Source organism: Sulfurimonas sp. (assembly GCF_034005705.1).
GTDB lineage: Bacteria > Campylobacterota > Campylobacteria > Campylobacterales > Sulfurimonadaceae > Sulfurimonas.
The window spans coordinates 138,604-152,235 of the sequence record NZ_JAVEUF010000001.1 but is presented as its reverse complement, the minus strand read 5'-3'; the positions used below and the strand labels follow the sequence as shown (position 1 = coordinate 152,235).

Sequence of the window (13,632 nt, the reverse complement as noted above, 5' to 3'; positions counted from 1 at the left end):
TTTTACAACACAAATCTCTCCACAAAACCTCACTTTTTCGTTTCATTAGATAAAATTTCAGGATGAAAATAAAAAAAGCACTCTTTATCGGCGGCATTAAAAGCGGAAAGTCCCTAAATGCAGAGACGTATACACTTAAAAACTCTTTGCAAAAACCAATCTATCTGGCAACTACCGAGTTTATAGACGATGAGATGCAAAAGCGCATAGACTCACATAAACTCCAAAGAAGTGTTCAGTTTGAAACTATAGAAGAGCCACTGAACCTTTATAACACAATTGCCAAATGTGAGAGTTCTGTTTTAATAGAGTGTGTTAGTATATGGATAAACAATATGCTCTACCACGGTTTTGGCTTTGACGATATGAAAAGAGAACTGGACGCCGTTTTGGCGCTTGATAAAACAGTGGTCTTTGTCCTAAACGATGTCGGCTGCGGTATCATTCCCGACAATGCTTTGGCACGTGAGTTTATAGATATCAGCGGAAAATTATCTCAGCTAATCGCTTCATCATGCGACGAAGTTTATCACACAGTAGCCGGCATCTCGACGAGGATAAAATGAGAGATATCTTTAAAGGTTTTGCCCTAGCAATCTCTATGTTAACAACTGTTCCTTTTTTTAAAGTTCACGATTTTTACAAAGGCATCAACGGCTATGCCGTTATGTTCTACCCGCTTGTGGGCTTCTTGCTGGGCGTAGTTTTATGGGGAGTGCACACGCTTTTAAGCCCTTATGTCGATTCCGTTCATCTTGGCATTATCATTTTCGGACTGCTTGTTCTGCTTACCGGTGCGCTTCATCTTGACGGTTTTAGTGACACGGTAGACGGTCTGTACGCTCCCAAAGAGAGAGCCTTGGAAGTTATGAAAGATTCCCATGTCGGTGGAATGGGGATGATAATGGGTGTCACTTTTCTTATCTTAAAAGCCTCCTCTTTGGCGCATTTTGAACTTTTCTATCTTCTGCCGCTTATTCTGATGCTCTCAAGACTAAACGCCGTTTTGGCCATCTACTTCTACCCTTACATCAGCCCAAGCGGGATGGGGACTTTGGCAAAAGAGGAGTTTACAAAAAAGCAGATGCTGATCGCATTTTCCTACTCGCTCTTGATCGTTCTACTCTATAACAAACTGCTTCTGCTTGTTAGCGCACTGTTAGTTTTGTTTGTTATAAAAAGCGTCTTTATAAAAAGATACGGCGGATTTACCGGCGATATTTACGGCTTTAGTATAGAGGTGAACGAGCTGATTCTCTTTAACTTCCTGCTCTTTGGTCTGATATGAAAGTAACACTGATCCGCCACGCAGAGGTCGATGAGAGATACAAGAACTGCTATAACGGACACATAGACATAGGCTTATCAAAAAACGGGAAAATTAAGGCAGAAGAGCTTGCAAAAAAGCTTGACACAATAGAGTTTGATGCGGTTTTCTGCTCGGATCTCAGACGTGCAAAAGAGACGCTTCAGCCATCTCTGCATCTAAAAAATGCGATCTTTACAGATAAGCTCAGAGAGAAATCGTGGGGAAAGCACGAAGGGCTTGGCTTTGATGAGATCCTTGCAGAGGGCGAAGTGGAGTATATTGACTTTTTGCAGTGGATAAACTCTCTTGACGGCGAGCCGCACGAAGAGTACGCAAAAAGAGTAGAGGAGTTTTTTTTCAAGTTTTTACCATCGCTTGAAAAAGAGAACATCTTGGTCGTTACCCATGCGGGAGTTATACGTGTTTTGCTCTCAATCATAAATAAGATAGAACTAGAGGAGGCTTTTGCCATAAAAGTTGAGAACGGCTCGCTAACGAGAGTTGAAATATGCTAAAATAAACCAAGATTTGAGGAACAAGGTCGAAAAATGGGCGCTATTTTAGAATTTTTTCAAAAAAGATTTGAACAGTTAAAAAAAAGTCTCGGCATAGTCGACAAAAAAGCGCCTATCTCCTTTGAGCTATCCGAATTTATGCAAGAGACGGAATCCTCACTCCAAGAACTTCCAAATAGATACAAAAAACTCTATGAATCTGCTCCTGCCGGATCGCAATTTTTTGTAAACAGGCAAAAGGAGCTCCAAAAGCTTGAGGACTCTTTTACCAACTGGACGAAGAACCGTTTTGTAACATGTGCCATCATCGCAGAGAAGGGGTGCGGAGTAACATCTTTGCTAAATGCTTTTTTAGAGACGATCCCGCCCACAGACACTATTCGAGGCGAGCTTCACGAGAAGATATTTACCCAAGATGAGTACTTTAACTACTTCAACTCTCTCTTGGGCACGCAGAACATCGCTACGAACAAAGAGCTTATCGACCATCTGAATGATACACAGAGCGCAAAGATCATTATATTAGAGAACCTTCACCATATGTTTTTGAAAAAAGTTGGCGGATTCGAGAGCATTAAAATGCTGTTCGAGGTTATCTCTTACACTACGAAAAAAGTGTTCTGGATAGGTATTTTTACCCCTGAGACGTGGAGTTTTCTCGACAAAACCATCTCCATATCGAACTACTTTACAAGCGAAATAGTTATGGAGCCGCTAAGCCAGGAGAATATCAAAGAGATAATCTCCAAGCGTAATGAGTATGAAAATCTAAAAACAGAGTTTCTGCCAAAAGAGGAGAGCCTTAAGAACAGCACGTTTGAAAAACTTGAAGATGATGAGAAGCAGCCCTATTTGAGTGATAAGTTTTTTAAGCAGCTGCATAGACTATCAAACGGGAACATCTCTCTTGCACTGCTCTACTGGGTACGCGCAATAGAGAAGATGGATGAAAATGTGATTCGCGTAAGAGAGATAGACGATCTTGACCACTCCTTTATAAAGAACCTCTCCTCCGAAGCCCTTTTTGCGCTTCAGGCACTCATACTGCATGACGGGCTTACTTTGCATGACTTTGCCATCGTTATGAATGAATCGCACGAGGAGTGCCGCAAGATGCTTATGCCTATGCTTGAGAAAGGTCTGCTGATACAGCCGCACAATAAATATAACATTAATCCGGCTATCTATAAGCATCTGCACGACTATCTCTCTTCTAAAAACTATATTCATTAACGGGGTACTGAGATGAGACTAATAACACTACTTTTTCTAAGCTTTTTTACGCAGATACTTTTTGCCGCGGACGTTCTATCTGAGAACAATGCGTCAAAAGTTGACCCTATGAGCATCATCACAATAATCTCTCTCTCTAAAGTTCTTTGGACGCTCCTCTTTTTTGCTCTTGCCTATGTCTCCATTACTCTTTTTACAAAAACTTTGGAGTTTTTTGCGGAAAAAAGTTCCAGACTGAGAATATCCATAAAAGGGCTTATTCCAATTATCAGAATTGCTCTTTGGACGCTATTTGTGATAATTATCATAAAAGTCATCTACAATCCTCCGCAGGAGATGCTCCTAACTGCCTTGGCTTCGGTCGCAATAGCGATCGGTTTTGCAACGCAGGATCTGCTTAAAAATATTTTCGGCGGCATCATGCTTCTATTTGACCGCCCTTTTAAGGTAGGCGATAAGATAAAAGTGGGTGATAATTACGGAGAGGTGATAAACATCGGGCTTCGCGCAACTCGGATAGTCACACCGGATGATTCAATGGTTGTTATCCCGAATATGTCGCTTATGAACACCGATCTCTCAAACTCAAACTCCGGCGAACTATACTGTCAGGTGGTAGCAAAGATCATGCTTCCCGTCGATGCGCCTACCGACAAGATCCGCAAGATAGCCGTTGAAGCGGCACAGATATCAAGATATATCTACCTCAACAAACCTATCGAGGTGCTATTTACAAACAAGATATATCAGCGCAAATCTTTTTTGGATATGGAGCTAAAGGCATACGTTATGGATATACGCTACGAGTTTAAGTTTAAGAGCGATATGACGGAGATAGTTATAAAAGAGCTTCTCTCGCAGGGCATTATCAGCAAGGATGATCTAGAGTGATGAACACATACAACATATTTACCAACAAGCCAGATACCATTCCAAGCGGCAAAGCTGACTTTTTATTAGCAGCCTCTGTTACAAAGACCTGTGAGATAGATGGCATAACACAAGCGGGTATCCCGGGGATGATACCGCTTACCCCGACTCTTGATGCGGAATTTATCATCAACCAGAGAGTTTACTCTTTGGGCGAGATCGCAGAGACTCCGACAGGCGTACCGACTCCGGCGATTATTACAAGAGCGGTGCATAATCTCGCGCCATTTAGCGCAGTTGAGATATTAAACCTGGGTCTTAGCAAAGCTCCTCAACACTCCATATGTCACGACTTCGGCATTTTGCCCTCAGATTCAATTGCCGAAGGGGCGAAGATAGATGCAAGAGCCGTTTTTGAAAAAGGTTTGAAAGCGGGAGAGCGTTACGAACTAAAAGGAAACTATCTTATTTTGGGAGAGTCAACTCCAAGCGGAACGACGACGGCAGCGGCAACCGCCCTGGCTCTTGGATATGATTGCAGGGACAAGTTCTCTTCGAGCTTTTTAAACATACCAAAAGGCATAAAAGATGAGACGATAGACAAAGCTCTCTCTTTGATAAACAGCGAGATGAGCAGTTTTGAGAAACTATCAGTTGTAAGTGACAATATGCTTATCTTTTGCGCAGGTTTTATCATGAGCGCTTCGAGGAGATTTCACGTAGTGCTTGCAGGCGGAACACAGATAGCGGCATGTCTGCTCGTTGCCGACAAGCTTAGAGAAGATGTTCTTATGAGAGTAAAAGATGAGAATATCACTCTTGCCACCACCTCTTGGGTGGCAAATGACAAAAACTCGGATATTGCACATATACTATCGCTCTTAAGTTACAAGCCGCACGCGGTGTATACGACCTTCTCATTTAAAAAAGCGACCATTCCCCTGCTAAAAAAGTATGACGAAGGCGAAGCAAAAGAGGGGGTCGGTGCGGGGGCAGCCTTGGCATACGCATCCGCAAAAGGAGTAGACTGCAACAAACTTTTAGAGGAGATAGAGTATATCATCTACTCCATGTAGTGTTAAAATTGATTTTTAACAATATCAAAAAATTTAAATATGCTACAATACTTCTATGGAGAGTTTACTTTTGAAAGCTAAGGGATCTTAAAGAATGAAACTGGATTTAAAAGCGAGACTGCTTTTCTTACTGATTGTTCCGCTATTTTTCGTTATTCTTCTATCATCCATGATCTTGCTTGAAATATATGATGACAAAAAAAACCTTGAGTTTACAAAGCATCATATACTTGAAGCAGAGACAATATCAAAAGTAGTACACTACATGCAGATAGAGCGCGGAGTAACATCCGGGCTCATTGCAGCGGGAAAGCTCGACGAGAACGATGAAGCTCTATTGGAGGCAAAAAAGAACCTCAACCGCGCTATAGCAGAGGCAAGAAGCATAATATCAAAATGCACCGTCTGCAGAAACAATGTAGACACCCTCTCGCACCTCGATAAGATCAGATCAAGAAATAATGACAACCTTCTCGGACTCTCTACCATCAATGCAAGAGCCTACTATACGAAAAATATCTCATTTTTTCTTGATCTCATAAAAGCTACTCCTGCGCAGATGGACGATATGGAGAATAGAAACTACATACAGTCATACAGCTATCTATCTTCCGCTAAAGAGGCTTTGGGACAGACCAGAGCCATACTGGTAGAGCTGTTTACAAGCAAAGAGTATCTGGATGAACCGTTCACGGCATTTAAAGAGGATCTGCGTATATATGCTCTTGAAACGAACAACTTTAAGACCACGGCACCTATGGACATTCTGAACTTCTACTATGATGTCTACAGAGGCGAAGCGGTAAATGAAACTTTTAGGATGATACATACTGCAGTTAAAAAGCGTTATGAGGCAGAACTGGGTATAGTGCCCTCGTACTGGTTTGAAAAATCTACAAAGACCATCAATCTTCTGAAAGAGGTAGAAGACAGACTCTTTAGCGATGTCAAAACACTCATAAACGACAAGCTTGATTTCACATCTTACAAACTTATAGCACTTATTACATTTTTAGTCATATCTGCCATTGTCGTTACATTTTTAATGGTACTTATAGTCAGAAAGATACTCTTCTCAGCCGACACTCTGGAGAGAGAGTACGGTAATTCGCAAGCCCTTTTAGAGCAGTACAAATCTACCGTGGACGGAACTTTTATAGTCTCAAAGACGGATGCGGAGGGCATAATAACTTATGTAAACGAAGAGTTCTGCAAGCTTAGCGGCTACTCCAAAGAGGAGCTTATCGGAAAATCCCATAACATCATGAGACATCCTGATATGAAAAAAGAGGTATTTGCCGACCTGTGGCATACCATCAAGGATCTAAAAAAGACCTGGGTCGGAGATATGAAAAATCTATCAAAAGACGGCACTTCACACTGGTTAAGAGCTATCATCAACCCCATTCTAGACAGCGACGGCAATGTTGTAGAGTATATCGGAATGAGAACCGACATAACACAGCAAAAAGAGATAGCAAGCTACTTTGAGAAGCAGCTAAAAATCTCAACAAAAAACTTCGACTACTCTATTCACCTCTCCAAAGAGTATGAAAAAGCGATAGACTCAAGCACTATACTCTCAAGAGTGGACAAATACGGAAACATTACATACGCAAATGACAAATTTTTAGAGATAACCGAATACAAGCTTGAAGAGCTTGTCGGCAAAAACCAGAGTGTCATAGGGTGTTCGGATTCAACGACAGAGAGTTATAAAGAGATATGGGAGAGCGTATCAAAGGGCAACATCTGGCACGGCGTAATAAAGAACTTAACAAAATCTGGAAAAGATTTCTGGGCAAAGACCACGATAGTTCCTATTAAAGATCTAAATGACGAGATAGTGGAATATCTTGTCATAAAATTTGACATAACCGAGATCGTAGAGCAGAGAAAAGAGTTTGAACGCATCGCAAAAACAGATCCGCTTACAGGATGCGGAAACAGATTTAGACTTAACTACGAGATGCAGGAGCTTGAAAACATCTCCGTTGCGGTATTTAACATAGACAACTTCAGACAGATAAACGACTTCTACGGACACCAGTTTGGGGATATGATAATCAAGTCTACCGCAAACAAAATATATGACCTATTTTTACAAAATGAAAACTTCAGATTTTACAGACTTCAGGGGGATGAGTTTATAGCCATTGCCATAGACTACTCAAGAAAAGAGTTGGTAGAGAAGGTCAAAAAGATACTCGCCGCCATTAAAGAGAAATTTACCATAAAAGATGAAGAGATGCTCATCTCTTGTACCTGCGGTATCTCTTTTGAGGACAAAGAGCATCTCCTCTCAACCGCGAATATGGCGCTTAATGTAGCTAAGAAGAGCAACGTCGATTTCTTGGTCTATAGCGAAGAGATATCCTTGAACCGCCAGTATGAAAACAACATTACATGGACAAGAAAGCTCTCAAATGCGCTTAGAGAGAAAAATATCATTACCTATTATCAGCCGATAGTCAATAACTCGAACCTCTCTTACGAAAAGTATGAGTGTCTGGTGAGGATGAAAGACGGCCAAAAGGTGGTATCTCCATTCTTCTTCCTTGACGTGGCAAAACAGACAAGACAGTACTTTGAGATCACTAAAACAGTTATCTCTCAGACATTTGAGATGTTTAAAGAAAAGGATGTCGAATTCTCCATAAACCTCTCGATCCTAGATATAGTAGAACCAAAGATATCCAAATATATCCTCTCCATGCTAGAGAAGTACGACATCGGCCCAAGAGTCGTCTTTGAGATAGTGGAGTCTGAATATATGGAGAATTTCGAAGGCGTTATGAACTTTATCGGCGAGGTCAAAAAGTATAACTGTAAAATTGCCATCGACGACTTTGGAACGGGTTATAGCAACTTTGAGTATCTTATAAAGCTAAAAGCGGACTACCTAAAGATAGACGGCTCGATCATCAAAAATATAGACAAGGACGAGAACGCATTTTTGGTCGTATCGACCATCGTAGAGTTCTCCAAGAAACTCGGCATGAAAACCGTAGCAGAGTTTGTGGAGAGTGAAGAGATATTTAAAATAGTAAAAGAGCTGGGCATCGACTACTCTCAGGGATACTACTTCTCGGAACCAAAAGAGGGTATTTAAAAAACTAAACTCTCTCAAGAAGCTTTTTTAAGATATAGAGCTTGGCTCTTAGATCTGAAGCTTCCTCTTCATCCTTTGCGCTCTTTATCTCTTTTTTCGTCTGCTCTATCTTTTTATGAAGCTTCTCTCTTAGCTTCTCCTGTTTTTTCTCATCGTTTATCTCACTGAAGAAGAGCTTCTCTATCCCTTCAAATACTTTATCTATCTTCATTCTTTTACCCCCAATGTTCTTATGTCCACATCCTTTATCCACAATATTGTAGCGACTTGTATCAACCTTTGTGTTACATCGTACGCGAACGAGCTGTCGTTAATAAGCGATGTTGCCATCTTAGAGTCGATCTTCTTCTCCCTTATTAGCCCATCGATCCTGCTGTTTTTTATACTGTCAAGAACCTTTGTGCTCTCTTTTAAAAGCTCGATAGTGGAGATGACATCAAGTTCATCATCATGCTCTTTTAACTTCTCTATGGTATCGATCGTCTTTGCGATGTATACTCTTAGGTTGTCATACTCCTCTTTTATATACTGATTTTTAGACTTGGAGTAGTAAAAGATGTTTTTTTGTAGATCTCTCATGCTTTTTAGAGCCTCTACTATCTCGCGTGAAGCAAGCTTTAGATCATACACCCTGTTCTGGTCATCTTCGTTCATATTCTCCTGAGAAAGCGTTGCATAGTGGATGATCTCGCCGTATAGCGATTTTATCTTGCTTGCATAGAACTCGTTTACGTCCGTATTTATACTTATCTCGGAGCTCTTCACCACTCCCTCAATATCTTTGCTCCCTATAAACTCGTGGCGATGCAGGAACATAGAGTGCGAAATAGCTTCAATGGCGCTGTTATAGAGATGGATTATCTCTTTTTTTATAGACTCGATCGCCGCGTCGGGAACATTGATGACGACATTGTCAAGATAGAGCGGTTTTAACGCATAGATATTTACCTCTATAAAAAGCGTCTCCAAATACTTCACGAGCCTGTGCGTAAAAGGCGATACCATCATCACCCCGATAATATTGAATATCGTGTGAAAAAGTGCAAGTTTCATAGCGTAGTCATCATCAGCAATACCGACTTTTAAGGCCAAAAATGTCGTCAGGTCACTAAGCGGGTAGAGAAAAAGAATTGCAAACGATGCCGTTATGATGTTAAAGATAAAGTGTGCAAGGGCGACTCTCTTGCCGTTAGAGTTTGATGAGATAGAGCCAAGAACTGCCGTAATGGTAGTACCTATATTTGCACCGATTGCCAGCTCTATCGCATTGATGTAGATGATCTGGTTTGCCGCAAGAGCTGTGATGATAAGCGCCATAGTAGCACCGCTGGATTGCATAATTACTGTTGCGACAACTCCAAGCGAGATATAGACCAAAGCACCCAGATAACCCTCGACCGCGAACTTTGAGATGTCAAGGCTTTTTTCCAAGACCTCAAAACCGTCTTTCATATAATCAATACCAAGAAAAACAAATCCCAGTCCAAGAAGTATCTTTCCCACCCCCTGATAACTCTTGGACTGGGCGAACTTAAGCACTGCTCCAAAGATTATCATCGGCATTGCAAAAGTTGCAATATCTATCTTAACACCAAAAGCAGAGACTATCCAAGCCGTTGTTGTTGAGCCGATGTTTGAGCCGAATATTACTCCAATAGCGCCGCTGAGCGTGATAAGCTCCGCACTTAAAAACGAGATGATAATGACCGAGACCAAAGATGAGCTCTGCATAATGGCAGTCGCTACAAACCCCGTGCCTATCGCCTTTGGCAAAGTATCCGTACTTACCTGCAGCACCCTCTCAAGCACACCGCCGCTAAATAACTTAAAGCCGTCCTCCATAAAAAGCATTCCGACCAAAAATATAGCGACACCCGCTATGATTATCTTGTAGTCGTCGCTGTAAAAGACCACAAATGCAAGTGCAAGTAAGAAAAACTGAAAATAGTACTTTTTAAACATCAACGACCTTGGGTAAAATAACTCTTATTTAGCATACTACTATCTTTTGTTTTAAATTTGCTTTTTAACAAACAGGGACGAAATAGACATTTTTATTTGGATGCTATTTTCATGGCAAGCTTGCGTGCAAAAGGAAATACAAGCAGTATGGTCGGAAATGCAATAACATAAGCTACCAGCCATGCATGTATCCAAATTGAGACGAAATCATCCACCAACCCCAAGTTAATAAATGTGATCGCTCCCGACATAATAAAGCTCATAAAGCCCGAGAGCAAAAGTGCTTGAACCTGATGAAGATATTTTGCTGAAACCATTTTTTTCCTTCGCTATTTTTTGCGTTGCAATTCTAAAAGTTGTTTATCCATCTATTCCCCCAAGATATTTATTATCAGATTTATCACGGTATCTTTTTGTTGCGGGTCACTTTTGGCAGTCATGAGTGAAAGTGCCACAAGTGCGTTATCGTTGATTTTTAACTCGCCGCTATTTTTATAAAGCATATTGTTTTTAGACAAAAAGAGAATAAACATAAAAGCACCGATGCGTTTGTTGCCGTCATTAAAAGGATGCCCTTTGATTATGTAGTAGAGCAAATTTGCCGCTTTCTCTTCTACGCTAGGGAGCAAATCAACACCGCCAAATGTTTGGTAGATGTTTCGCACCATTCCGCCAAACTCTCCAGCTTTTTCTCGCCCAAAAAGCTCGGTAGCCTCACCCTTTCTCATAAGCTCACTCTTTAGTTGTGCGATAGCCTCTTTCGCCTCATCAAAATCCAAAACGAACTTTGCCTCTTTTGGCTCAATATTTACATGTAAAGAGTCCTCATCGTAGCCTTGCAACAGTGACCAAGTACGAGAGTAGTTTAGTATCACATCCAACAACCCTTTGGCTTCATGAAGCTCAAGCTCGCTTTGTGAGATAGTATTTTGCAAGAGTGATATAGTCTCGTTTAGCTCTTTGAGCCCTTTTTGCTCCAGTCTTTTTTGGTTGATAGCATAGCCGTTTACGAGATACTCTTTTAGAACTTTTGTTGCCCAAATACGAAATGCTGTGCCTCGTTTTGATTTTACGCGATAACCAACTGAGATGATAACATCAAGGCTATAGTATAAAACATCATACTTTTTACCATCACTCGCAGTTGTCCGGAAATTCCGGACAACTGAATCTTTTTCAAGTTCCTCTTCTTTAAAAATATTGCCTATATGTTCTGAAATAGTTTTTGTACTTTTATCAAAAAGCAAAGACATCTGCTTCTGACTGAGCCATACAGTATCGTCCTCAAGCGATACATCAAGCTTTATCTCTCCGTTTATATCTTTGTAGATGATTATGTCTGACTTGATTTGATTATTCATTGTCTTTTTCCTTATTTCAACCTATCTTTACTATTCCACGAGAGACGAGCAAGTCTCTTACCGCTTTATTGTTAGTTACATGTTCATTTGAGATTTGACTTTTACAGCTCATATTTTGAGCTTTTACTTTGTACTTGGTAATTTCCGTTGCAAAATCTTTTGCTTTGAGCGATAGTATTACTATGTCTGGGAACTTTTTTTCTATCATCGACGCACTCCAAAAATCAAATAATTACAGACATATTAGCAAGAAAAACAGATAGTAATAAAAAATATTGCAATTTGTCATGAAACTTCTTTTACAGTCGATACGCTGTGTGTTTTTGATTCACTTAGGGTTGAGAAATTTAAAATCATAGAGTTTCTTATAGTGTTTTACTTTTTTTCAAAATACTGAGTCATTAATTCCAATTTATTTTTATATTCTGGTTTTTGACTAAGCTCCTGAATAGCTTCAATGATATTACGATAAGTTTTTTCAAATGGCTTAGTTCCAGAAAAACCTTTTACCCAATTAACAAAATCAAATGAAGCTTTTAAGTATTCAGCACTATCTTCCATCCACCCAATATGCTGTTTTTTTGAAAGACTATTTAACAGCTCTTCATCACTCGGACTATATCCTCGTTTTCTTTTTGGTTCTTTCATAGCTTTAATTACTGATGCTATATCACTTGTTTTTTGAAGAACTAAATTATTTCTTTGCTCATCAAAATAGTTCTTAATTTCTTTGTTTTGCTCAAAAATAGACATCTCTTTCTTAGCCATAAAATTAGCTATATCTTGATTTTCTTTTACTACATAATCTATATATTTTTTCATTGCATCAAGATATAAGTCTTGATATTTTTTTTGATTACCATCTACTTTTATCATAAGCTCAATATACCACTGAAAACTTTCAATGCTTACAATTTTAACAATGTCATTTTTATTAGATTCAAATAATTGATAAAAATCATTTATAAATTGATTGTCATCATATTTTAAATCATACAAAAATTGATTATAAATTTTTTTGGATTGATCATATATTTCGTTTTTATCGTCATTTATATTCATTTCATCATTTAATTCCTTCAAAGCTATATTAAATTTTTCTTTGTCTAAATAATGCTTTTGCAAAATATCTTCTAAGAACTTATGCAAGGTATCAATATTTGCAAAATCAAATTTCTCTACGCCTAGATAAGATTGATAAAAAATATTTTTAAAAAGTTCATGTACTAAACTATTTGATATTTTTTCATTAATTGAATTATCTACTAAATCTTCAAAAAGTTTCAACTTTGAGACCAGTTGTTTCATTAATCTAATATTACATCGTTTATTTGCATCAGTAACTTTTGATAATAATTCTTCAACCAGTTCCCAGTTTACAAATTTCAAATTCTTATCTTTAACAAGATTTAGATTATCGCTGTAATGCGGTTCATAATACAATCTATAATCAATAATTTTTTCACTAAACTTATCAAATATTTCTTGATTATTTGTTTGAGTCATAAAAAACTTTTCAACTATCTCATATTCATCTAAGATATCTTCATCTGTGGATGCTCCTATGGACTTGAGATAGTCTGATTTCACCATTTGTTTTTTCAAAATCTTTTTGTGATTTAAACTATCCTGTTCTTTTAAAGAATCATTGTTATTAATAATAACTATCTTACATTTATGCTGTTCTTTGAGTTCTGATATAAAACCTAAAATTTCTGTTATACTTAAATTTGGAGAAATTCTCTCAAAATCATCAAAACACAATACTATGCCTTTAAAAGTTTCAGTAGTGAAAGCATTTGCAATAAGTGAGGCGTCTAATCCCCATTTCTTCTCTATGATTTTTCCTATAATAGGATTGTTATCAATAAAGTTTGCTATTTTATTTCTATCAAAAACTTTTAAAACTATTTGTTTTTTTATATCATCTAACTTATGTTTTCCAAATAATGAAATATATACTTGTTGATTTTCATTCCAGCTATGTTTTGCAAATTCATCCCAAAAATAAGTTTTCCCAATCCCCCAATTACCTTGAAGACTGATAACAACACCTTCTTTTAAATTATCATCTTTTAATATCAATTTCAATTGTTTTTCTAAAATTGGTATCTCTTTTGAAATATAGTCTTTTTGTTTCATATTTTCTCCAAATAAATAATGAATAATCTTATCTAAAAACATATTCTTCCTT

13 protein-coding genes are annotated in these 13,632 nt (G+C 38.5%); 7 read left to right on the top strand and 6 right to left on the bottom strand.

The window, feature by feature from the left end; all coding sequences use genetic code 11:
* Positions 1 to 62 precede the first annotated feature (62 nt).
* From RBR61_RS00740 to RBR61_RS00710, 7 genes are all read left to right on the top strand, one after another.
* Entirely contained in the window at positions 63 to 566 is a 504-nt protein-coding gene (locus RBR61_RS00740) for a bifunctional adenosylcobinamide kinase/adenosylcobinamide-phosphate guanylyltransferase (RefSeq protein ID WP_320341604.1), read from the top strand.
* Positions 563 to 1,288, top strand: a complete 726-nt coding sequence (locus RBR61_RS00735) for an adenosylcobinamide-GDP ribazoletransferase (RefSeq protein ID WP_320341603.1) — start codon at positions 563 to 565, stop codon at positions 1,286 to 1,288. Before RBR61_RS00740 ends, RBR61_RS00735 begins: the two co-directional genes overlap by 4 nt.
* Positions 1,285 to 1,824 (top strand): histidine phosphatase family protein, encoded by a 540-nt coding sequence (locus RBR61_RS00730; RefSeq protein ID WP_320341602.1) that lies wholly within the window; start codon positions 1,285 to 1,287, stop codon positions 1,822 to 1,824. The genes RBR61_RS00735 and RBR61_RS00730 overlap by 4 nt, the downstream gene beginning before the upstream one ends.
* A gap of 33 nt (positions 1,825 to 1,857) precedes the next feature.
* The gene (locus RBR61_RS00725; protein ID WP_320341601.1) at positions 1,858 to 3,057 is read left to right on the top strand and encodes a hypothetical protein; all 1,200 of its coding nucleotides are present in this window, start codon (positions 1,858 to 1,860) and stop codon (positions 3,055 to 3,057) included.
* A 12-nt stretch (positions 3,058 to 3,069) separates the two neighbouring features.
* On the top strand, positions 3,070 to 3,948 hold the full coding sequence (locus RBR61_RS00720; protein ID WP_320341600.1) for a mechanosensitive ion channel domain-containing protein: 879 nt from the start codon (positions 3,070 to 3,072) through the stop codon (positions 3,946 to 3,948).
* Positions 3,948 to 5,003, top strand: coding sequence for a nicotinate-nucleotide--dimethylbenzimidazole phosphoribosyltransferase (locus tag RBR61_RS00715; RefSeq protein WP_320341599.1), 1,056 nt, complete (start codon positions 3,948 to 3,950; stop codon positions 5,001 to 5,003). Before RBR61_RS00720 ends, RBR61_RS00715 begins: the two co-directional genes overlap by 1 nt.
* A 94-nt stretch (positions 5,004 to 5,097) precedes the next feature.
* On the top strand, positions 5,098 to 8,115 hold the full coding sequence (locus RBR61_RS00710; RefSeq protein WP_320341598.1) for an EAL domain-containing protein: 3,018 nt from the start codon (positions 5,098 to 5,100) through the stop codon (positions 8,113 to 8,115).
* Between the two features lie 4 nt (positions 8,116 to 8,119).
* On the opposite strand, the gene RBR61_RS00705 is transcribed toward RBR61_RS00710, so the two are convergent.
* The 6 genes from RBR61_RS00705 to RBR61_RS00680 all read right to left on the bottom strand — a co-directional run bounded on the left by RBR61_RS00705 (position 8,120) and on the right by RBR61_RS00680 (position 13,622).
* Positions 8,120 to 8,326, bottom strand: a complete 207-nt coding sequence (locus RBR61_RS00705) for a hypothetical protein (RefSeq protein WP_320341597.1) — start codon at positions 8,324 to 8,326, stop codon at positions 8,120 to 8,122.
* Positions 8,323 to 10,077 carry a Na/Pi symporter gene (locus tag RBR61_RS00700; RefSeq protein WP_320341596.1) on the bottom strand — a complete coding sequence of 585 codons (1,755 nt, stop codon included), beginning with the start codon at positions 10,075 to 10,077 and terminating at the stop codon, positions 8,323 to 8,325. The genes RBR61_RS00705 and RBR61_RS00700 overlap by 4 nt, the downstream gene beginning before the upstream one ends.
* A 92-nt stretch (positions 10,078 to 10,169) precedes the next feature.
* Entirely contained in the window at positions 10,170 to 10,394 is a 225-nt protein-coding gene (locus RBR61_RS00695) for a DUF2798 domain-containing protein (RefSeq protein WP_320341595.1), read from the bottom strand.
* A 51-nt stretch (positions 10,395 to 10,445) separates the two neighbouring features.
* Positions 10,446 to 11,438 carry a virulence protein RhuM/Fic/DOC family protein gene (locus tag RBR61_RS00690; RefSeq protein WP_320341594.1) on the bottom strand — a complete coding sequence of 331 codons (993 nt, stop codon included), beginning with the start codon at positions 11,436 to 11,438 and terminating at the stop codon, positions 10,446 to 10,448.
* Between the two features lie 16 nt (positions 11,439 to 11,454).
* Positions 11,455 to 11,646 (bottom strand): hypothetical protein, encoded by a 192-nt coding sequence (locus RBR61_RS00685; RefSeq protein ID WP_320341593.1) that lies wholly within the window; start codon positions 11,644 to 11,646, stop codon positions 11,455 to 11,457.
* A gap of 167 nt (positions 11,647 to 11,813) precedes the next feature.
* Positions 11,814 to 13,622 (bottom strand): P-loop NTPase fold protein, encoded by a 1,809-nt coding sequence (locus tag RBR61_RS00680; RefSeq protein ID WP_320341592.1) that lies wholly within the window; start codon positions 13,620 to 13,622, stop codon positions 11,814 to 11,816.
* Between the last annotated feature and the right edge of the window lie 10 nt (positions 13,623 to 13,632).